This is a genomic window from Halobacteriovorax sp. GFR8 (genome assembly GCF_050955245.1).
In the GTDB taxonomy this organism is placed as follows: Bacteria; Bdellovibrionota; Bacteriovoracia; order Bacteriovoracales; family Bacteriovoracaceae; genus Halobacteriovorax_A.
Genome location: NZ_JBPBLR010000002.1, coordinates 1,478,336 through 1,499,832 on the forward strand (window position 1 = coordinate 1,478,336; position 21,497 = coordinate 1,499,832).

Genomic DNA, 21,497 nt, shown 5'->3' on the forward strand with positions numbered 1-21,497 from the left:
AGGTTACAATCTATACTATAAATAATGTTTTAAGTTACAAGTATTCTAATTAATTTGAGCTTACTGTACTAAGTGGTTTTTATTGTAGAGAAAGTTCATTTTTCCGATAGGGAGATATCTAATTTTAAATGGATGGAATGTAATGATGCATAAAAATATACTAGAAATTGCTAGTATTCTACTTTGTAAATTAATACTTGGGACTTTCTTTGTTTTGCCAATAAAAGCAAGTACTGAGGTCTATCAGTGTCGGGTATTTTATGGAATGAAGTCAGATCAGTTTTTAGCATGTAAAGACAAACAAGTGTTAAAGCTTATACAGAAAGGCCCGGCCAAAGATAATATTATCGATTTAAGAAAATTATTAGAAGTTAAGAGAAGTTCAGAAAAGAAGCGAATAAGTAAAGAGCTATTACAGGATAGATATAGATCAATCTATTTTGATATCACGAGAGAAAAGAACTCTATAAGCAAAAATACTGTTTATAATATTGGTCATGAATTATCAGCTTTCGCATATGTTCTCTACGCAGTTAAAATGAAAAATACTCCTGCATTGCTTGAACTCATTAGTCATTATAAATCTAATTATTTAAAATATCTTGCACTTCGCTTTTCATTTTTTATATCTGAAGAAGTAGAGATTCTTAAATCAATAGGTGAGGATATACTTCTTGAAGCAAGTTTGTATGATGATTACTTCTTTTCAATCATTGAGAATTACCAATACAGTGAAGACGCTTTAGAGCGTTTTTTAGTGAAACTTGAAGATTTTGCTTCTCATAAGAAGAGAAGTCAAAACTATGGAAGTATAGAGAATAAGCTATTTGTTGATCAATTTGTGTTTGAAAAGGTACAAAAGTTAATTAAGGTTGGCCTACCTGCAAATAGAGTGATGAAAGTAATGACGAATAGTTATAAGTTCAAAGTATCACTAAGCAAGGAACGATTAAAATTCTTATATGATCATGGGTATTCTCTATCTGAAACATTTGTCTTAAAAAAGAACACTTCAATTTCACCACTGTCATTCTTACTGCGAAACTCAAGACAAAGATATTTGGAGAAATATATTTTCGAATTATCGTCTTATCTTAAAAGTGTCGACAGAGAAACTAGGGATAGTTTCTATAAAGATATTTTAAAAAATGAAAGTATTGAAAATTATAAAAACTTAATGGTTAAAAATAATTATATTTTTAGTGATGGGACCAATATTATAGACTATGCGTGGAAGAATCGTTTGTATTACGCATTTTTTAAACTGCTTGATGAATTTACTTATTCAAAATCAATTAGTCAAAGAGAAGTATCTAAGGAGGAAATTCGTCCTCTTATTAAAAGTCTTATCAAAGTAAGTCGATATATCGTAAATGATCCAAGATATTACTCACTGACAATGTTAATAAAAAATGAGTTAGATGAGCTCGAAAATGAATATCGTAAAAATTTTAAAAAGGTATTTGAGTATAATAAATTAGAGCTTAGCTACTTGTCTAAAGTTCAAGAAATAGCAGCAAAATACAAGGATATTAGAGGAAATCATTTTCGTGAAACGATTGAGTTTATCTCAAAGAATAAAAAGAAGATCAAAATTAATAATAAATTAAAATTATCTTATAATGTTGAAGCATTAGACATTATTTCATCTCGTACTCAAAGATATGAATACATCTTAAATAATGTTCAAAAGGATTCTAAAAGCTCATTTAGTTTGATTTGTATGGATGATCGTCTAAGACCGCTTGATGTGTATGATGCAACTTTAGTGATGGATAAAGAAGGTAAAAATGGAAAAGTATATTACAAGTCTTTAGTGAACCACCTTTCTGCTGAAATATGTACTTATTATTATAGGCCATCTGATTTAAATCATATTGAAAGAATTTCGAAAATGAGTTTCTTTGAGAGTGAAAATGATGTTCAACCTAAGAAAGGAAGATCTGTTTCAATATATGAAAATGGGAAATATTATATTGGTTTTAAAGATTTTGGTGAGGGGAAAGGAGTGCTTACAACTAAAATAGATAATGAGTTGTTTAATACTGTTACAATAAATTGTCATTCTTCCGGCCTAGATCGTAGGCGTCTCAGATGTGATCAGCGTGTTAGTATTATTAGTTATGGTGATATTAATAATGATGGTGTTAATGATTTCGTTATTAGGTTAACGAGTGAAAACTCACGTTTTACTAGTTTTTTTAATACCGTTGTTTTTATTTCAAATAAACGAGGTCACGACAATATAATGTTACTCTAAGGCTTTTTAATGAAGAAAAATATCTTAAAAATTATACTACTACTTTCTGCCATAGTGTATGCTTGCATCTTTATTTTCCTGTTTAATCCTATCACCGGTGGGCTAGGTGCATACGGCGTAATCTCTGAGTTAAGACGTACCCCAGATTTTTACACTCTTTTAAATGCAGATAAGACAGACTCTCTTTCTGGTGTTGATATGAACTTAGATGGGATAAGAGATGATGTTTATAATTTTTCTATGAAAAATATAAAGAATAATAAAGTTCAAAAAGATCTTATGATTACTTATTTACAATATTATGAGCGAATTTTTTATGTTGATAAATACTTTGTTTCGCAGCTCAAAAGACAGATTGAAATTTATAGAAATCTTGATTTTTGTATTGGAGATCATATTGATTTTGATGATTACGATTTCAGAAAAAAAATGTTTTATCTTTATTTTAATACAGAAAAAAGAAGAGGCTACTATAGAAATATAGTTGTTAAGCATGATGATATATACCCACAGAAGGATTATAGCACTTATGATTTTATTTCCTTTTATGAGCGTTGCACTTACTTTCAAAATATTGATTTGTTTCCATTTCAGTTCAAGCTTTATCGAAAGCACTTCAAAAATGACATTTCTAAGGCAAAGCGTCTTACATTATATTCATACTCTGAGTTGATTGATATGAGAATATCTGCTCAAGAGTTGGAAAGCATCAAGGTCTTTTATAAAGAGCTCGATGCACGCTACAAAGAAGGACAATTTAGTGATATGAAAGGTTGGTAGCTTATCTGAAAACTGTGGTAAGACTCTTCATTACTTCACTAACACTTGGCAGATCATGAATTGCGCCAGAGGCTTGGCCTACTTCCAATTCTCCTTCGTCAATATCGCCATCAAGCATACCAAGCTTAGCGCGTCCTTTTCCTAGGTGCTCAACTAGTTTTTCAACTGGTGCACATTCGAGTTCAAGCTTGAGAGACTCCATCGCAAATTTGTTTTTGAGTAAACGCACTGGAACATATGGTTTCATTTGAAGGCGTGTATCTCCAGGGCCGGCCTTTAAGATCATTTCTTTATAGTTTTGATGAGCACTACTTTCTTTAGTCATAAGAAAGCGCGTCCCAAGTTGGACACCACTTGCCCCAAGGCAAAGACCTGCTGCAATTGTTCTCTCGTCAAAGATTCCACCTGCTGCAATGACTGGGATCTTAACTGTATCGCACACTTGTGGGATAAGGCACATTGTTGTTATTTCATCTCGTCCATTATGGCCTCCGGCCTCAAAGCCTTCGGCAACGATGGCATCAACACCAGCATCTTCACACTTTTTGGCAAGAGCAGGACTTGAAGTGACATGGACAACTGTGCATCCTTGGTCTTTTAAAAACTTTGTGTACTTCTTTGGAGAGCCTGCTGAGGTGAAAAAGATTTTAATACCTTCATCAAGACACGTTTGAATTTGTTCTTCTGCAAGACGATACAGAAGAGGAACGTTAACTCCTATATGCTTACCTTCATCTAAAAGTGATTTCGCTTTTCTTAAATGCTCTCTTAAAAGATCTGGCTTCATAGAACCGGCGCCTATGAGGCCTAGGCCTCCAGCATTGCTGACTGCGGCCGCTAATTTTGAGCCAGAGACCCAAACCATACCACCTTGAACGATAGGGTATTTGATATTAAAGAGCTTACAAATTATATTTTCTTGTGTGTTAAAAGTATTAAAATTCATTTAAGTCCTTATCTGAAAAAGGGGGAGTCTTTGAGCGTGCTAGTTCTCCCTCTAATTTCTCATCTATGTACTGGCCGTTAGTGAAGGCGCGAGTGGCTGTTCGCTTATTAGCAAATCCTTTCATATTCGTAACATGAAAGCCTGCATCTAATATGGCCTTTCTTATTTTGACTGAAGCACTATATGTTGTCATTACTGAATTACTATGGCATAAGCTACGCAGATTCCTGAACCATTCTTTAGTCCATAAAGAAGGATTTTTAGTAGGCGAAAATGCATCTTGATAAATACAATCGATCTTAATATCGTCTAGGATAAGATTCTTTATTGTTTCTCTGGCATCACCAATAAGGATTTCTACTTCAAAGTTTTCACTCAAACTAAACGAAATTTTCTCGTCGATTATTTCGCCATCTGAAAATTTATTCTGTCTGCATACCCATTGTGCTAATTCTGGATCAATTTCTGTTGAGATAAACTTGATCTTATGTTGACAGTTTTTTGCTTCATTGAATGTTGCTAAAACTCCTAGGCCTACCCCAAGTCCTATTTCTAAAATTACTATAGGTGAGTTATCGGCTCGGTTAATTGTGTCACAGCCGTAAACATAGTTATGAAGGGTTTCTTCATATGCTCCAGCAGTTGAATGACAGTTCTCATCATAGAGGCCACTGTGAAGTGTGAGATGACCATCAGCGGTTTGCACAGCTTGGTATTCGCCTAATTTTGTTTTGAATTTCATAGGTAAAATTTAACATTTGAGCTATTTCACGGCCATGGAAATTTAAGTTTACTTAAGTGTATCCGAGAAGAATATTGATGAATAAGGTTTTAAAATCAAAATTCTTTCATATTTTAATGGCCATCGCCGGCACACTTGTGATGTCATCATGTGGTGAGTACGGTGGTGGTCCTGCACCTCTTTCGAGTGCTCAAATTGGAAGTATTGTTGAAGTTCAGCCTTCTCTTGATGAACTTTCTCTCTCGAATGCCCGTTCGGCCTGTTCTCGTTTAAGAGCAATGAGAATGAATCTAGCAAGTACTGACGATATCAACACGATCAAGTTCGAAGTACGCAGTGGCTCTTGTAATGGAAATCCAGATGTTGCGACAACCAGAGCTACAGTAGATGCTGTTTTTAATAATAAAATTACATTATCAGTAACGACTCTGTCTCAATATGATATTCCTGGCAAGTTACTCGAGGAAACTGTTAATACGGATGAAGATGGAATTATGCAACAGTTTTGTCAGGCATTCTTTAATAACGCTGATCCCAATCAAGTTTACTCAAATTTCTTAGCTCTAGGAGTTGTTTACTCTTTTCCTAACTCGAATACTATTGTGAGAAGTATCGTGACTAAGAATACAGCAAACGAATCGATTTTGTCGCAAAAGAAAACTTATTCAATTGAAGCAAACTCTGTTGCAACTAGAAATGCGATGATTGAAAAGATCGAATACGAAACACAATGTTCCAACGGCAATGTGAAATACGATTATCAAAATATTGAAGAATATTCTCTCAAATAAAAAAAGCCTCTTTCGAGGCCTTTTAATTATCTAATATCCCAGTCATTATAAATTGCAGTAAGTCTTGGTGTAACAAGTCTCATGTAGCGTGAAAAAAGATCATAGCGTTCTTTATCAATAGAAGCATGGTTGGCAAGGACTCTTAGTGTCTCAAGATAAGAGAGACCTTGGCAGATTGTTTCTGCATGAACCATTAACTTATCGACATTTTCCTCATTCATCCATGCTTTTGGATTTGCAAGATCAGAAAGACTATCAGGCTTAAGGCATTTAATAATTAACTTCACTAGACTTTTCTTAAAAGTGTACTGAGTTGAAGTTAACTCTTTTTGTTCCTTGCTCTCTGCACTTACCCAACTAAATGCAGGGTGCTTGATAAAGAGGTTTTTGAAGTACTTATCAGGATTTTTAGCGATATACTTAATCATATCCTTAAGTGCCATAAGGGCCTGAATTTGACTTGTTCCTTCATATAGTAGTGGCCCAAATGAATCACGGTGATAGCGACTCATCGGATATTCTTCCATAAACCCATATCCACCAAGGACTTGAATCGCCTTCGTTGATAGATATGTATAAGCTTCACAAGAATAGTATTTTACAAGTGGTGTACGCTTTCTTGTCCAGATTGAAGCGTTCTTAAATTGTGCTTCCTCCTCGCTAGAAAGTTCTCCAGTCATTTTCTTTTTCAAATCTAATTTTTGGAAAATATCATATGAAGAAATTGTATCAACAAGTAGTGCTCTAAGTGCATCTCTTTCAGTTTCAAAATCTTCAAGATTTCTCTTCATCAGTGGAAGCTCTGAAATTGGTTTATCAAATTGCATACGCTCATCGGCATATTTTCTTGCATAACCAATACAGCCCTCGATTCCTCCAAGGGCCTGCATACCAACAGCAATACGCGCCTCATTCATTAGGTGAAGCATATATTTGAAGCCCTGGCCTTCCTCTCCAATTAGGCGTGCAATCGAGTTTTCATAAACGATTTCACAAGTAAATGAGCCGTGCATTCCCATTTTATGTTCGTTCTTTGCAACGATAAAGTTTGGTCCTTCAATACCTTCTTCATCTTGCTCACAAAGGAAAAGTGAAAGACCTGGAAGACCTTCTGGTGCACCTTTGATACGTGCTAGAACAAAGCCTACACCGCCACCACCATTTGTGATAAAGATTTTTGATCCATTAAGTTTATATGTTCCATCTCCAACTGGTGTTGCTGATGTTTTAATCATTCCAAGATCTGAGCCACATCCTGGTTCAGTTAAGTTCATAGATCCTGAAAGTTCTCCTGCGATAATTTTTGGAACAATTCTCTGTGCAGTTTCATGATCACAAAAACGATGAACCATATCTGCAATCGAACTAAAAAATGCAAGTTGGGTACACTGTGAGTTACAGGCACGAGATAATTGCTCTAGTAAAACCATAAGTGCCACTGCTGGAAGTCCCATACCACCAAATTCAGTAGGGAGGCTTACTCCAAATGCTCCAAGCTCAGTAGCTTCTTGATAAAATGCTCTTAGCTCTGGCCCTGGGATCGTTCTCCCATCTTTTACTTCGCCAGCTCCATTTTGGTCAATAGCCTCAGCTCTGTTGTAAACAGCATCGGCCGCCCAGCTTCCTGTTTGAGTTAGAAGCTCTTCCATAAAGCCTAGGATTTCTTCTTCATTATTAAAGCCATCTTCAGTAGGGAAGTTTGGATAGTACATTGGAATGATCGTTTTCCAATCAATTGCGTTTCTAAGCATCCACTTCCATTCACTTTCATCACTAAAATAATTCATTTTTTACCTTTCCTTTATTTTAAAATCGAATAAATGCACTAATTATGATAAATCAAACCTATGTCAAAGTCACGTCGAGATACAAGAGATTCCCGTTGTCCAAATTGTCGCATCAATACTCATTGGTGCTTTTGCGACGTTTTAAAACCGTTTGCTAATCAAACTAAAGTGATTATACCGATGCACTATACTGAGCGTTGGCTAACGAGTAATACGGCCTATTTCGCAACAAAAGTACTTAAGAATTGTGAAATTATGGAACGCGGGAATCTGGAAGCGCCTTTTGACGTTGACTCTTTCGATTTTGAAACATTTGATTATATCTACCTTTTTCCAACTGAAGACTCATTGCCTTTGAATGAATATAGGTCGACAGGCAAAACTCCTTGCTTAGTTGTTCCCGATGGTTCGTGGTCGAAGGCGAAGAAATTCCACAAGCGTGAAGAAGTTCTAGCTAAAATGCCAAAGTTTCACTTAATCGATGTAGGTCATAGTATTTATGAATTAAGAAAATCTCCTGGAGAAAATTTTCTTTGTACTTACGAGGCCATTGCCCATGCACTGGCCGTGCTTGATGGAGATCCTGTAAAACATCATATGATTGATATTTTCAAGGTCATTGTTGAGCGCATAAAGAAAAGCCGAAAGGGTGACTTTCGGCTTTAGCTTATATTTTTATTCTAGCATTGCTCTTAATTGCCAATTTTCCTTTTCTAGCCAAGCAACTTTTTCGTCTGCATAAGCTACTGTTGTAGCATCGTTTTCATCACTAGCAGTTGACGAAAGTTCCTTGAATGCCTCTAAGAAGTACTGGTTATCTTTTAAGATAAGCTCAAGTGCTTGAGTACTTGAAAAAGACGACTCGTTCGTTTCTTTAATTCGACTAATTTCAAGTGCACTTGCCATTGTTAGAACTGGTTTTTGATGAAGTTGTAATTGTCTTTCTGCTAGATCATCAAAAACCACGGCAAACTCATTGTATAGTTTTTCTGTTAAAAGGTGTATTGGTTGAAACATCATCCCTGTTACATTCCAGTGAATATTGTGAAGTTTCATGAAGTATACTTGGGCATCAGCTTGAATTAGTTTTAGTTGATTAATTGTGTTCATACGTTCTCCTTTATTTCTTAGAGTATAACAATAATATTTATACGAATCTAATAAAGAATGTATGTCAGCTCATAGTAAAAATCTATTGAAGATTATGACAAATTAGACATATGCATACACTGCATAAAAGTGGGATGTCGTTCCTAAAAGAACGCAAACGTGCCAGATTGCGTGACCTAAGTAGAGGCTTTCACGTAGATAAAATAGGACTCCGCTCATATAGCATGCCCCTCCGATGACAATCCACTTAAGACAGTCAAAGCTAAGGCTTGCAATCATTTCGGTTCTAATGGCAATAACCATCCAACCCATGATGAGGCATAGGACAACAGTAAGAACTTCTGAACGATTAAAGGCAAAGACCTTGATCAAGATTCCAATAAAGGCCAGGGCCCAAATATTGATCATCATCCACATGCCTGTTTCACCCTTAATGGCAAGCATGAGAAATGGAGTATATGAACCAGCAATTAAAAGATAAATACCGATATGGTCCATTTTACGAAAGATATTCTTAAGTTTTTTGTGGGCCGTCCCATGATAGAGAGTAGACATTGTGTAGAGAAATGTAATGGAAAGTCCAAATACGGTGTAGGCGAATGTATGCAGCCCTGTTTTGGCCTTCATTATCATCATTATTGTTCCTACAACTCCAAGAATGATTCCCAGACTGTGAGTCGTTGAGTTGATGATTTCTTCAAATTTGGAATAGAGTTCGCCATTACGATCGTGCATACTGAAATTATATCAGAAGTTAAGAAATTATATAGATACGGCAAAGTTTCTCTTAACTAATCTTAGGCCAAAAATGTCAATGTACATGTGAAGTAGCTGAATTTGCGAACCAGCATGGTAAACGCTTGTCGAGGTTTTTTATTGAGATCTCGTCACCGTTATATTCTAGGAGTGCCCCATTTTTGATGATATCCATCCGACACTGTAGCGTCGGATAACTATCTAGAGTTTTATTAACAATAGTTGGGTCAGAATTCTTGATTTCTATTTGTTTACTTGGCCCAGAGCTCATGTGTGCAATGGCCTTTGGGAAGTCTTGAGCAACTTGCATCGTTTCGAAACAAAGCTCTTGGTTAAAGCTATCGGCCATAAATCTTTCGCGACATAGTGCAGCCACGTATGGATCTAATTCAATCGGAGAGTCAAAGTAATTAGGATTATTGATAACAAATTTCTTATAGCAACTTGCCGCTGCAAAGAAGTCTGATTGGCCTTCTGTGCTCATTTGAGAAAAGTGCTTATTTTCCATACGAGGAGCTTTGCCTAGAACGTGACCAATCTCGTGACAGGCCGTAAAAGCATAGGCCCTTTTTGTCATATTAGGCATACGCGCAAAACCACCCCAGAAGTTGATATTATAGTGATCTGCATTTTCGTCATATAATGCCCAAGCACTAAAATACGGAGTTTGCCAATCCAGTGTCTTAACTGAAATTCCACGTTTCTGCTTAAGTGCTTCGTCTTGATAGAGCCTAAGTGCTTCCACGACAACGAAGTAGAAGTCTTGTTCTTTAACCTCTGAACCAAGGTCTTCATGGGCCAGAATCTGATATTCATGAGGATTGCGCTCATTAGCAAAAGAAGTTGTTAAGGTTAATAGCAAGGTGAGCAAGATTTTCATATGGCCAATTTATAGTACAAAAGGGGATTTTGAGGTATATTGTTGAAAATAATACAACCATTTCTTAAAGGTAATTTACCGAAATTATTTAATATGAATAAAGAAACTATAATCAGTACATTAATCGAAAACTTAGAAACAGAGTTAACAAAGGCCAAGGCCGCCTTTGAAACAACTCGCATAATGTCCCAAGAGCCCGATATGGCCCAAGAAGGAAAGTATGACACACGTGCAATTGAAGCAGGTTATCTTGCTGGTGCACAAAAAAAGCGTGTTGACGAATTAGAGATCGATATCAATATGATTAAAGAACTCTCTGAAGAGCTTCCAAATAGTGATAAAATTGCTCTCGGCTCTCTTGTTGAATTGAAATTTAATGACCAAGTTAGGCACTACTTCATCACGCCAACGGCCGGTGGAACAATGCTAAATCTTGACGGTAATCCACTTCTTGTGATTTCTGTCTTTTCGCCAATTGGAAATGAAGCCTTAGGTATGGAAGTTGGTGATATCTTTGATGTAGAAACAGGTGATATTACTCGCGAATACGAAGTCGTCTCAATTTCTTAATCCGTCATATTTTAGGCCCATTCGTAATCATAGCGCTCTTGATACGGATGGGTAAGAATCTCATAAGCATCTTGTGGCCTTAAGGTCTTTGGATTAAGCCAATCACTTAAATTCTCTTCCTTTAGAAATATTGGGCAGCGATCATGGCCCATGACTTCTATTTCTTTAGGTGGATCAGTTGTTATAATGGCAAAGGACTTAAAACTTATCTGCTTATCATTTGATGTCCACTCATCCCATAGGCAAGGTGCAAGGATGAGCTTGCCATCTTCTGGATGGAATTTGATTAGCGTCTTCTTGCCATCCTTTTCAACCCACTCATAGAAAGCATCAAATGCAACCACACCATGGTTTTTCATAAATAGTGGCGCCCATGTTTGTCGCTTCTCAAGTGAATCAAGTCTAGCGTTAAAGACGTTGAACTTTGTAGGAATCTCTTCTTGCGAGCCTCGTGGACGAATACGGTAGCGCATAGGAGAGATGGTTCTTTCTTTGCCTTCTTGAGTAATTATATTGGTGAAGTAATTTGGAAAAATGCGTCCTTCACTATCTGCAGTTTTAAAGACATCGCTACTTGGCTTTCTTTTTAGGCCAAGTATCTTTTTAAGCTCCAGAGGATCGATGGATGCTTCAAACTCTTGTAGCATTCGAAATGATTCATAAGCCTTTGTGTTTAAAGGAGTATTAAGCTTTTGTGAAAGCTCTTTTAAATTTGTTTGCGCTTGTATCGAAAAACACATGCTAATATCTTAACATATAATTAAACAAAAATTGCATCTTCACTTAGTAAGAGCATGCTAGGATGATTTTATGATTAATAGAAGATACCGCGTCGAGGGCGTTGTTCAAGGTGTTTGGTTTCGTCGAAGTACTTATGAGTATGTTCTCAAGCATACACCGACAATTACTGGTTACGTTAAAAACCTTAAAGATGGCAGTGTTGAAGTTTTGGCCAGCGGTGAACTCGATGATATTACTAATCTAGAAGAATTTTTAAAGGTCGGCCCAGAGACGGCCAAGGTCACGAATGTGACAATTATTGAAGAACTACCAGTCTCAAATTTTACAGAGTTTCAGATTGGTTAGTCCTTTCTGATAATTGTACAAAGTTGATCTATTTTTTCATCAATTAGTTTTGTGTCTTGTGACTGAATTGCTTTAGCAACACAACCCCTTAAGTGATTCTCCATGACAGAGCTTTCAAAGCCGCGAAGGGCGCCGCGAATTGTTTTTGAGCGGTGAACGATATTAATACAATACTTACCATCTTCCACTAAATTGATAAGGGACTCAAGCTGTCCTTGAATTCTTTTAAGACGATTTAAATGTGAGCGGTGATCTGCTCCTGGCGTATTGATAAATTTCTCTAGGTCGATTTCATTCATGGCGCCATACTAGCGAAAGGGCCAGAATTCGTCTATATAAAGTGATCAGGAATATAGGGGATGGGGTATTCTTGAGATATTTAACTCTTTGAAATTACATAGTCTTAAAAGCTTTTCATGTAATCTATTCAAGTTTTAACTGCGGTGCGTCTATGTGTGGTAAAAACCGTGGCATGAAATATATCACAACAGCAAGAACTCTTATTTTATCTCAACTCACTTTTATGGCCACAATGGCAGCTCCGTGCCCTACAAATAAAGTCGTAACAGATGGAAATTGGCAGACGACGTATCAATGTGAAAATAATAAACTTACGTCTTCGTTAGAAATAAACTTAAAGACGGGTACAAAAACGGGTGCGAGTACATACGATCTTCAAGGACGCATGCTTACAAATGATTCATGGAGCTCTGATGGAATCTATACATATCATGCTGAGTATGAGTATTTTGACAATGATGAGCGCTTAAAAAGTGTATACGTTATTAACGAAAATGGCGTTGTTACAGGTAAAATAAAGGCGAAGACACTTGTAAAAGGTAATCTTGATGATCCTACTATTTTAAAAGAATGGGTCATCTCGCAAAGTTCATATAAGCAAATTGGTATTAAACACTATCGATATGATGATATAAATGATGATGACTTCTTTTTTGTAAAACCATATCGCATTGATGTTCTTGGGAAACAGGGGCAAGTCACTAAATACTATGAAGTTGTCTACAATATGAAAGCGCCTTTAGCTAACCTCGTTTCAGAGTTTAGGGCATTCTCTCCTGATGGTGAATTAATTGGCCAGTATAATGAATCAGCTCCATTTAGTGTTAGTGAGCAGCTTAAAAAATTTAATCTTACAGAAGATGAGTATAAAAGAAGACTTAGTATTTTTGAAGATAAGACACGTGAGCCGGTCGTTATTATTGATACAGGCTTTGATATCATGCACCCTTCATTAACACATAAATTATATAACTCACCATTTGATCTCGTTGGAGATGGCGTCGATAATGATGGCAATGGGAGAGTCGATGACTCTTGGGGATGGCAAAGACAAGACGATGCTGGTTTAAGCCTTTTAAGAGATGATAATAATATTCGTGAAACTCATTCTCTTATTCACACACCATATCCTGTTTCACACGGTACTCACGTTGCGGCCCTAGCTCTTAAGGATTTGGACAAGTATGGCCTTGTTGGTTTTGCCGGAGATGTTGCTATTTCTGATCACCTTGAAAAAGCCGCAGAATATATCAAAGAGAAGAAAATTAAATTTGTTAATATGAGTTTTGCAATTGGCTTTCCAGGTGCGCCAATGTCTGCACCTCGTGAATCTTTTTATTACCTTGAAAAAACTTTTGTTGAGAACCCTGAAACGATCTTTGTTGTGGCCGCGGGAAATGCTCGAGGGAATCTTGATCTCGATCTAAAAGGAAATGACAATTACCCGGCAAGCTATGATTATGCCAATATGATAAAGGTTGGGGCGTTAAATACAGCAACTCTTGAAAAAGATAAAATGGATACTTATAGGCCAGCTAGTTTTTCAAAGTTTGGAAATAAGAAAGTACAAATCTTTGCTCCTGGCCAAGGCGTAGTCTCTGCACAGTCTGGTGGTGGAACGATTCCTCTAAATGGAACATCGATGGCCGCTCCATTTGTGACAAATGTATTGTTAAAGGGTCATAAACTTAATCCAGAATTGTCACCTTTAAAGCTAAAGGATCTTCTTCTTGCAACGGCCTATATCCCAAAAAATGGAAGGCTTCCTTGTGAGAGTGGTGGGATGGTTGACCCTGAGGCATTTTACAAGGCCGTACAAAGAACTAAGTCTAATTAGCACGGCCCTTTGAAGCTTGAGAGAGCTGGCGTGACAGCTCTCTAATTTCTTCTAAACTTCGATTTGAATAATCAGTCGTCTTAATTGCCTCTTTCAAGGCCTTGGCCTTTGGTTCGATTGATTTAATTAAGCTTCTTCTCTCATTATTCTTTGCCACAACTTCTCTCAACACTGTCTTTAACTCACTGGCAATAGCATTCATATCATTTGCTTGCGCTGCTTGATCTGCATTTCTTATAAAGTTTCTTAGCACATCTTTTGAGCGTTGAGAGGCCATTGGTACTGTATGTTCAACATCACCATCTCTTAGTGAAATTGAATAGTAATTGTTATTGTCTTTGATAACTCTTACAAAGCTATCGCTTCCTACATTAATTCGATATGAGCCTTGTTCTCTAATTGGTCTGCTCAATTGAGAAGGAAGAATTTTTGACATCAAATTTAGATTTAGAGAATCATTTTGAACTTTAAAGCCTCTTGAAATATTAATTATCGTGTCGGCCTTTGCTGAAACCTTCGCTAGTGTTAGACCAATTTGAGGGTCCTTTTTTATTTTACGTGTAACACTGTGAATATCCTGAGCATGATTATAAACTTCTTCCATTGAAAAGTAGTTTGTGTAAGTTCTACCGTCATGAAGCTTTCCATCCTGTTTTAAGTGTTGAACTCGTAAGTCATAAGCAGATTCCTTTCCAATTGAGCGGTTATATTCAAACTTAGCGTGTCTAAACTCGTGTGGAACAGTATTAGCATAGCCGCCGTCCACAAGCTCTCTTAAGTTAGAGAAGTTGAATGAGACGGCCCTTGTTGCACGATTAGAAGAGCCTTGTGCAGGCTTTAGATCATCAGGATAGAAAATAATCTTTTGTCTAAAATCGTTATTTCTAAATCGATTTAACCTAAGAACCGCTGGGTTATTTTGATCTGCAGCAAACTTGTTAAATTGTAATGCTTTTTTCTTCACAACTTCATTTGTGTCTTTTTTAACGGCCTTGCTTTCAATAACACGAACAGAAAAACCTTGGTCATTTAATTCTTTTGCAAGCCTTATGACGTTGTCGTCAGAAGAGTCAATCCTTGTTGCTTCAATCGCTGCAGATGCTCTATTTTGAGAAAGCTTACTCTTTTCATCAAAACGTAGTAAATTAGCAAAACCAGTACTTGAGACAAATGTGGCATTATCTGTCGCGATTAGAGTTGTATTTCTTAGATACATTTCTTGCGGAGAAATAACAATTTGGTTTCTTCCACTTTGTTTCATATAAGCAAGTAGCTCCTTGGCCGCATCAGAATTTGAAGCAGCTAAATCGCTTTCTGTTAAAAGAATTCGTTTTGACTTCTTTCCACCAATTTCAATGACATTGATACGATGAGGTAGATCAACTTTTTTAACTACCTGCAATAGCGCATCGACTTGTGCATTTGCAATTTCTGTAATTTGTTCTGGTTTTTCAAATGCTCTCTTTGATAAAGAGAGATCGAGTCTTGCTAAAAAACTTGATTCCTCTGAGTAAGGACCTTTCGTATTGACCACGTCTTCATCAATATCTTGTTTCTCATGTATATTTGTTTCAAGCTCATTTTTAGCGAAGTCTTCACGAGTATAGCGCTTAACACCTTTGCCTGACTTTAAAAGAAATTTTGCTACCTTTGCTATTACAACAGTTGGTGGAATCACATAAGAGCCTGCAAATTGACAGATTGCTTTTGTTCTGGCCACTGGAGAGAGGCATGCATAGTTGGCCTGTGTCGAATAATATATATCTTGAAGCATATTAAAAATGATTGTGCCCATCGTTTTTGAAAAATGTTTTGCGGCATTGATATAGTGCAAAGGGCCTAGGCCATCTGTTTCGCTAAGTGAGCGTGACCATTCCATTGCAAGCATATGCTTTGCACTTTGGAGGGTATTTAGAAGTTCATCATTCTTCTCCCCGCGGTACTCATCATCAATAATATAATCAACGACAGAACCTATGAATTTCATGAACTCAACGGCCGAACCCCAAAGCCCTTTTAGACAAGAAATAAAGTCAACGGCAATATTACTTTCTACAACTAGGCTTGGGTCACATCTCCTTTTATCGACTGCTTCAATATCATCACAGATTGGAGAGTTAACTACAATCTCACAAAGCTTTTGAGAGTTCGATTCATCTAGAATATTTAGGTTTCCAATTTCAAGACACTGAGTATGAGCAACATTTAAGTCCAGTTCATAATTACTCATTGGAACAAATGCATGTACCGACATGCTTAATACCACGATAAAAACTGTACAGAGTCTTCTCATTATCTTTGCTCCGTAACAAATTGAAACTTTGAATTTAAGTCTTTAATATCTGCTTTAGTAAGTTTCTTTTCTGAACTTAACATCGTGATGACAGTGCGATCTTTGTAGAGACGATGGATTTCAGCAAGATAGATTTTTTTAGCTCTAGAGTTTTGATAGCTTCCAATCTTGTAAAGTTGAATATAATTTTTCTTTTTTGTGAAATCTAAGGAATCAGTTTTGAAATCAGAGAAGTCACTATACTTGAGTACTTTATTTCTTTGGTCTAAGTATTTTCTTATTTTTTCTTTAGTGTATTTTTCGATTTTATTATTTGCTTTCTTATCTTCTACGCTAAGTCTCTTGTGTGACTTTTTCCATACCTGAATATTATCAAAACTGAAGTCGTGAACCCACGTTAAATTCTGATTATCACTAGCATATGCAAGTTGGCCAAAAAGTAAAAAAAATGTCAGTAGAATCGCTCTTCTCATACTGTATTTTATCGGTTGGTTAATTTAGCGCTTTACTTATTTTAATGCTCTTTTCATCCATAGACAGAAATTTAGGCCCGAGTTATGCTAATTGTATGAGAAAAGTATTATCTAAGATCGACCATTCTCTTAGTAGTGTCTACGGAACAATCACACTGCTTGTTATTTTTGTCATATATTTGGTCATAGGTGTAACTGTTGATTACTTCTATGGCCCAAAGATTGCGGATACTCTTGTATTCAATGGGCCATTCTTTGCTTTTCTTTTAGCGGTAATAACTCTTTCTTTAATTCTTGGGCTGTTAAAAAGGTGGCCCTTTCGAAAGAAGTTCTTGGGGATCTATTTTTTTCATCTTGGTTTAATTGTTTTATTAGTAGCAACGATTGTCTCTTCTTTTGTCACTAAGAGAGGCCGTATTAATTTAACAAATGGAGCTGAAACAAATACTGTCGAACTCAATAAGTACCAGGCCCAAATTAGAAATCGACAAACAGGAGAGACTCTCTATGTTGATTTAAATTTTTCTATTAGGCCCCAGGGATTAAACTTGGACTTTGGCCCTGTTTATCTCATTTCATACCTACCATTTAGTCGTAAGTATCATGCAAATTACGATAGTCGTGGTGAAAATAGTGTTAAGATTTTGAGACAATCTCGTTATCTTTCTAATGCAAAAACAGAAGTACTTTATCTTTCGACAAATCAAGAAGATCACAAGAATACAGTAGTTGATGGTAGTTTAGAAATTATCCTCTTTAATCAACTGATGTTGAAGTGTCTTGATAATCTATCAACAGTTAATCCAGACTGTTCTATTTTTCTTCGTCGTAAATCAATCCCCGAGATCAAGGCCGAACTTTGTGTTAGTAACAAATATTTAGTTAAGGAAGATGGTTTTTATTCTCTTGGTAATAACTGTCGATTAGGTCGCGCTAAACTCGAACTAGTTGGTGATTCTTTTAAGTATCGTTTATTGGATTTTAAAAGGGATACTGCGCTTAAATTGGAGTATCGCTATAGCAGTAATTATAAAAACAATAATTCTGATATCTTAAAATATTATGAGAAGGGAAATACCCAAAAAATTTACCAAATGAGACTTGGAGAAAAGAGAGAGATTATTGATTATGATGGCCGCTTCTATGATCTAAAATTTCAGAAAAAGGCATTGAGGCTCCCATTTGATATACGGCTAGAAGATATTGATGATAGTAGTGTCGCAACTATTCTTATTAACGGTAACAAAGAACGAGTAAAGTTAAATGGTAAGCTTTATCGTGATTCATGGTTAATTAAACTTGAATCGTTCTCAGGTGTAAGTAACCAGAACTCTATCAATTTAACTCTTTATTATGACCCTTTGCGTACCGTGAAGGTTATCGGCTTTGCTATTTTTTGCTTTGCTCTAATTCTTATTGGCCTTAGCTTTCTTTTTCGTAAAATTCGCTAAATTACCGAAATCTCCAATGAAATTCTCAAGATAATGTAAAGTTAAGAGATTTTTTATATTTTCACTCTTAACTTTACTTTTCTTAAACTGACCAGTTTGCCTGGATTCGCTATAAGTTTCATCAAGAAAAAAACATTATTTTTTAACAATTGAAAACAGAGGGGAAACCTATGAAACATTTAGTTCTTATTTTATGTGCAGCATTTTCACTATCATCTTTTGCAAAGCTTCAATCAGCTAGTATCGAAATTGATCGCTATGATACAGAGGAACAAGCAAAGAAAGCATGTCTTGATGCAGAAGTTGAATATGATGAAATCAAGGATGTCAAAGTTGAGGGAATTGACTTTGAATTCGTAACAAGAAAGAAAGGAAGCAGCTACCTATGTGAAATCAGAACAACTCTAGATAGCTACGAGCAAGTTCTTTCTAAGAAGCAAATTAAGCAAAAAATCACTAATAACTACGATAAGTCGTACACAGAGTGTATGAAAATGAGAAATAGAATCATCAATACAACTATTGGTTATGTATTTGGTGATGTGGATTTCTATAAGAAAGGTATGTTTGGCGGTGGAAAATACGTCTGTGAATTCAACTTTATTGTTGTCGAATAATCAATAAATCTTAGGGGTTTGCTGATTGTTCTAGCATATATTGGGGGCTTTGTGAGGAGGCCCCCTTTAAATATTTCACAATCATTTAAATTCGATAGATTTTGTTCTATAAAACAAAAATGAAAAAACTAATCATTATCTTTTTTGTCCTAATTTCAAATACTTTTGCACTTAACTTAAGTGATAAGGTGACTGTCTCGGGTATCTCTTCAGGGGGATTCTTTGCACATCAGTTCCACATCGCAAATAGCAGTCTTGTGGAAGGAGCGGCGATTTTTGCAGCAGGTCCTTATTACTGTGCAAAGGGCACAGTGGCCTTGGCAACTAATACCTGTATGAAGGGAAAGGGAATCTGGGGTAGTGGTTACCAGTCTTATGTATTCGCTAGTGGCCTAGCAATGATGGGACTTATTGATCCGACTGCAAATCTCAAAGACGATAGAGTTTTTATTTTTTCAGGACAAAATGATCAAACTGTTGTTTCAAGTGTGAGTGAAGAACTTAGAGATTTATATGCTTTCTTTGGTGTTAAGAAGCTCGAGTACGAAGGAACATTAGCTGCTGGACATACATATCCTACTGAAAATAAGGGTGTTGAATGTGAAGTTTCAAAAGTACCTTATATTGGAAATTGCAATTATAATGGTGCTCTAAAGTCGTTAACATCACTTTACCCAGATAAGAAACAAAGACGATTTACTTTTAAGGGAAAAACTGAAGAAGTCGATCAAACAAATTATTATTCTGCATTTGATGTTGGAGCATTTACGCCACTTCTTCAAGACAAAGCCTACTTATATATTCCTTCACGTTGTAAGGGCAATAGAAAGTGTGACCTTCACATTGCTTTTCACGGATGTAAACAAACAATTGATCATATCGATATGAGCTATGTTGAGGATACAGGAATTAAAGAAGCTGCTGATAAGCTTGATCTTGTTGTTCTTTTTCCGCAAGCAAAGAAGTCTGTGATTCCTGGCCGTAATCCACATGGGTGTTGGGATTGGTGGGGACACTCGGGCGCCAACTATCACCTTAAAGATGGCCAACAAATGCGCATCATTAAGGCGATGATCTTAGATATTTTACAAAAATCTTAGTCGATCATTGAAACACAGGATTTTTGTGGTAAATAAAGAGTGTTTTGAAAAATTATACTAAGTTAATATTCAGTTTAATATTGAGCGCCTCTATATTTGCAGGTGAGGTTGTTGTTGATTTCTTCGAATATTCAACTTATTCAAATGATCATATTGTCGATCATATTTCTGAAGTAAGAGGGCAACTTGCAGCAACGACAAGAGGAAGCTTCTTTAATAAGAAATGTTTCAAAGAATATCATTCTAACTATCCTGACAAGCCGTCAACTGTTTCATATCTCTTAAAAGAAAATATTGTCTTTCCAATAATTGGAAAAAAGCGAATCAGTCTCGGTGATCTTAGGAAGACTTATAACGACGCAAAGAGTGAATTATTACTTAGACTTGCTAAGGAATGTAAGACAAGTGATTACCTCCTTGTTCTTGTCAAAGGTAAGACGAAGAAAGGTCACTCGTTTAAATCAGATTTCTATATTGAATTCGATAAAGATAATCTCATCCTTATATCTGGACTTGAGAAATATGAACTCAATGATACTTCACCAAATGAATCAAGACTAGCTCCTTCAACTCTTCGAAATGGAGATTGGGATAGTGTCTGGCGTGAACTCGAATTCAAAGAAAGTGGCTACGAAACAAATTTCTAACTTGGCCCATCCCTTGCAGTTTATTACCCTGAATATGTAATTTGTTAAAGAATTTAGCACTTTATAGGCATTGAAGCGTTCTTATTTTGAACAGCTGGCCTATAAGTATACGATTCTCAAAGGGTAATACTTATGAATAAATTAATCTCTATTTTCGCTCTTTTCTTAGTTCAATCGATGTGTCTTGGCGCGATCTCTATCGCTGATCAGGCCATGGATAGTGTTGAGTACCAAGAAATTCGTCTTCATGAATATGGTGACCGCGCAGACCTAGGCCTTCGCGCGCAGGGTGAAGCCAAGGTAGAGGGTAAGTTATTTGCAGAAACAAAGGCCAAGCTATCCGCGACTAAGAAGGCCAAGGCCAATGCTACTTATAGTATTAAGAGAATTTGTGACAATAACGAGAGAATCGATTTTAGTAACTCTGACTGTTATGTTGCAGGAGACGTTGCCTATTGTTCAATTGATGCAGAAGTAGAGTGTATTGGTGTTAATAAGAAAGAGCTGATTGTTCAAAAGGTAAAGGCCGGCTTAATTGATCCATCTCCAGCATGTGTTGATTATCTTAAGGAAGATTATAATATCGATGATAAAGTCGTCGAATATTGTAATAAGATCACTTCTGAAGTGCAATTTACTTGTATGACGTACGCTACAAGCTACTCTTCTTTCAAAGTCGCAAGTATTGCGGCCTGTTCGGCCTATGTTTCTCAATCTGAAGAAGTACAATTAGGCTTAGCTGTATTAAGAAATTATGTTGGCAGAGGTGAGCTCGATATGAAGTATCCTGCTCCGACTACTTCGGCAGTTCTATTAACGGCCGCTATTAATACGAAAGAAGAAAAAAATTGTGTTGAGAATTACTTAAAAACAGGCACACTAAAGGTAGATGAAGTTGAAAAGTCATGTATTCAAGACGAGCCTATTGAATTAGATGCGAGAGAGTATGAGGTTTTTGGCTTTGTTATTTCTCCTCGTACAGTTGAATATGGATTAAAAAAACCTGTAAGTGATACGGCCCGTGGAATTTTTGATCGCCTTGGCGACATTCTAGGTCTTTAGAAGAAGGTT

Annotated in this window: 22 protein-coding genes; 12 read left to right on the forward strand and 10 right to left on the reverse strand. The window is 36.3% G+C overall.

Features of this window, described 5'->3' with window-relative positions; genetic code table 11:
• Nucleotides 1–142: 142 nt before the first annotated feature.
• Together ACRXC1_RS07595 and ACRXC1_RS07600 are read left to right on the forward strand one after the other, a co-directional pair.
• Nucleotides 143–2,260, forward strand: coding sequence for a hypothetical protein (locus ACRXC1_RS07595; RefSeq protein WP_433657766.1), 2,118 nt, complete (start codon nt 143–145; stop codon nt 2,258–2,260).
• A gap of 9 nt (nt 2,261–2,269) precedes the next feature.
• Nucleotides 2,270–3,040: a hypothetical protein gene (locus tag ACRXC1_RS07600; protein WP_433657768.1), complete on the forward strand. Its 771-nt coding sequence runs from the start codon at nt 2,270–2,272 to the stop codon at nt 3,038–3,040.
• 1 nt (nt 3,041) lies between these two features.
• On the opposite strand, the gene ACRXC1_RS07605 is transcribed toward ACRXC1_RS07600, so the two are convergent.
• Nucleotides 3,042–3,986, reverse strand: a complete 945-nt coding sequence (locus tag ACRXC1_RS07605) for an NAD(P)H-dependent flavin oxidoreductase (protein WP_433657770.1) — start codon at nt 3,984–3,986, stop codon at nt 3,042–3,044.
• Nucleotides 3,976–4,728, reverse strand: a complete 753-nt coding sequence (gene mnmD / locus ACRXC1_RS07610; protein ID WP_433657772.1) for a tRNA (5-methylaminomethyl-2-thiouridine)(34)-methyltransferase MnmD — start codon at nt 4,726–4,728, stop codon at nt 3,976–3,978. Before mnmD ends, ACRXC1_RS07605 begins: the two co-directional genes overlap by 11 nt.
• A gap of 77 nt (nt 4,729–4,805) precedes the next feature.
• Between mnmD and ACRXC1_RS07615 the strand changes: the two genes are divergently transcribed.
• Nucleotides 4,806–5,519, forward strand: a complete 714-nt coding sequence (locus ACRXC1_RS07615; RefSeq protein WP_433657774.1) for a hypothetical protein — start codon at nt 4,806–4,808, stop codon at nt 5,517–5,519.
• Nucleotides 5,520–5,545: 26 nt separating this feature from the next.
• Here the strand turns inward: ACRXC1_RS07615 and ACRXC1_RS07620 are convergent, their stop codons facing one another.
• A complete protein-coding gene (locus ACRXC1_RS07620; protein ID WP_433657776.1) occupies nt 5,546–7,306 on the reverse strand; it encodes an acyl-CoA dehydrogenase family protein in 1,761 nt (586 codons plus the stop codon).
• A 60-nt stretch (nt 7,307–7,366) separates the two neighbouring features.
• Here ACRXC1_RS07620 and ACRXC1_RS07625 point away from each other — a divergent pair, with 60 nt between their 5' ends.
• On the forward strand, nt 7,367–7,972 hold the full coding sequence (locus ACRXC1_RS07625) for a tRNA-uridine aminocarboxypropyltransferase (RefSeq protein ID WP_392908340.1): 606 nt from the start codon (nt 7,367–7,369) through the stop codon (nt 7,970–7,972).
• A 9-nt stretch (nt 7,973–7,981) separates the two neighbouring features.
• Here ACRXC1_RS07625 and ACRXC1_RS07630 read toward each other — a convergent pair whose 3' ends face one another.
• The 3 genes from ACRXC1_RS07630 to ACRXC1_RS07640 all read right to left on the reverse strand — a co-directional run bounded on the left by ACRXC1_RS07630 (nt 7,982) and on the right by ACRXC1_RS07640 (nt 10,052).
• The gene (locus ACRXC1_RS07630; protein WP_433657778.1) at nt 7,982–8,416 is read right to left on the reverse strand and encodes a Dps family protein; all 435 of its coding nucleotides are present in this window, start codon (nt 8,414–8,416) and stop codon (nt 7,982–7,984) included.
• A 102-nt stretch (nt 8,417–8,518) separates the two neighbouring features.
• A complete protein-coding gene (gene trhA, locus ACRXC1_RS07635) occupies nt 8,519–9,151 on the reverse strand; it encodes a PAQR family membrane homeostasis protein TrhA (RefSeq protein ID WP_433657780.1) in 633 nt (210 codons plus the stop codon).
• 76 nt (nt 9,152–9,227) lie between these two features.
• The gene (locus ACRXC1_RS07640) at nt 9,228–10,052 is read right to left on the reverse strand and encodes a hypothetical protein (RefSeq protein WP_433657782.1); all 825 of its coding nucleotides are present in this window, start codon (nt 10,050–10,052) and stop codon (nt 9,228–9,230) included.
• A gap of 93 nt (nt 10,053–10,145) precedes the next feature.
• Between ACRXC1_RS07640 and ACRXC1_RS07645 the strand changes: the two genes are divergently transcribed.
• Complete coding sequence (locus tag ACRXC1_RS07645) at nt 10,146–10,622, forward strand: GreA/GreB family elongation factor (RefSeq protein WP_392988985.1); 477 nt, start codon at nt 10,146–10,148, stop codon at nt 10,620–10,622.
• An 11-nt stretch (nt 10,623–10,633) separates the two neighbouring features.
• Here the strand turns inward: ACRXC1_RS07645 and ACRXC1_RS07650 are convergent, their stop codons facing one another.
• The gene (locus ACRXC1_RS07650; RefSeq protein WP_392908353.1) at nt 10,634–11,362 is read right to left on the reverse strand and encodes an SOS response-associated peptidase family protein; all 729 of its coding nucleotides are present in this window, start codon (nt 11,360–11,362) and stop codon (nt 10,634–10,636) included.
• A 70-nt stretch (nt 11,363–11,432) separates the two neighbouring features.
• Here ACRXC1_RS07650 and ACRXC1_RS07655 point away from each other — a divergent pair, with 70 nt between their 5' ends.
• On the forward strand, nt 11,433–11,708 hold the full coding sequence (locus tag ACRXC1_RS07655; protein ID WP_392908355.1) for an acylphosphatase: 276 nt from the start codon (nt 11,433–11,435) through the stop codon (nt 11,706–11,708).
• Here the strand turns inward: ACRXC1_RS07655 and ACRXC1_RS07660 are convergent.
• Nucleotides 11,705–12,007, reverse strand: a complete 303-nt coding sequence (locus tag ACRXC1_RS07660; RefSeq protein ID WP_392860735.1) for a metal-sensitive transcriptional regulator — start codon at nt 12,005–12,007, stop codon at nt 11,705–11,707. The two genes, ACRXC1_RS07655 and ACRXC1_RS07660, sit on opposite strands and share 4 nt — an antisense overlap.
• A gap of 173 nt (nt 12,008–12,180) precedes the next feature.
• On the opposite strand from ACRXC1_RS07660, the gene ACRXC1_RS07665 reads away from it, so the two are divergent.
• Entirely contained in the window at nt 12,181–13,845 is a 1,665-nt protein-coding gene (locus ACRXC1_RS07665) for a S8 family serine peptidase (RefSeq protein ID WP_433657786.1), read from the forward strand.
• Here the strand turns inward: ACRXC1_RS07665 and ACRXC1_RS07670 are convergent.
• Nucleotides 13,838–16,138: a hypothetical protein gene (locus ACRXC1_RS07670; RefSeq protein WP_433657788.1), complete on the reverse strand. Its 2,301-nt coding sequence runs from the start codon at nt 16,136–16,138 to the stop codon at nt 13,838–13,840. The genes ACRXC1_RS07665 and ACRXC1_RS07670 overlap by 8 nt on opposite strands.
• A complete protein-coding gene (locus ACRXC1_RS07675; protein WP_433657790.1) occupies nt 16,138–16,611 on the reverse strand; it encodes a hypothetical protein in 474 nt (157 codons plus the stop codon). The genes ACRXC1_RS07670 and ACRXC1_RS07675 overlap by 1 nt, the downstream gene beginning before the upstream one ends.
• A 95-nt stretch (nt 16,612–16,706) precedes the next feature.
• On the opposite strand from ACRXC1_RS07675, the gene ACRXC1_RS07680 reads away from it, so the two are divergent.
• The 5 genes from ACRXC1_RS07680 (at nt 16,707) to ACRXC1_RS07700 (ending at nt 21,488) form a co-directional block, all read left to right on the forward strand.
• Nucleotides 16,707–18,062: a cytochrome c biogenesis protein ResB gene (locus ACRXC1_RS07680; RefSeq protein WP_433657792.1), complete on the forward strand. Its 1,356-nt coding sequence runs from the start codon at nt 16,707–16,709 to the stop codon at nt 18,060–18,062.
• A gap of 170 nt (nt 18,063–18,232) precedes the next feature.
• On the forward strand, nt 18,233–18,679 hold the full coding sequence (locus ACRXC1_RS07685; RefSeq protein WP_392908366.1) for a hypothetical protein: 447 nt from the start codon (nt 18,233–18,235) through the stop codon (nt 18,677–18,679).
• A gap of 119 nt (nt 18,680–18,798) precedes the next feature.
• Complete coding sequence (locus ACRXC1_RS07690; protein WP_433657794.1) at nt 18,799–19,779, forward strand: extracellular catalytic domain type 2 short-chain-length polyhydroxyalkanoate depolymerase; 981 nt, start codon at nt 18,799–18,801, stop codon at nt 19,777–19,779.
• An 80-nt stretch (nt 19,780–19,859) separates the two neighbouring features.
• Nucleotides 19,860–20,426, forward strand: coding sequence for a hypothetical protein (locus tag ACRXC1_RS07695; RefSeq protein ID WP_433657796.1), 567 nt, complete (start codon nt 19,860–19,862; stop codon nt 20,424–20,426).
• A 132-nt stretch (nt 20,427–20,558) separates the two neighbouring features.
• Nucleotides 20,559–21,488: a hypothetical protein gene (locus ACRXC1_RS07700; protein WP_433657798.1), complete on the forward strand. Its 930-nt coding sequence runs from the start codon at nt 20,559–20,561 to the stop codon at nt 21,486–21,488.
• Nucleotides 21,489–21,497: the final 9 nt, after the last annotated feature.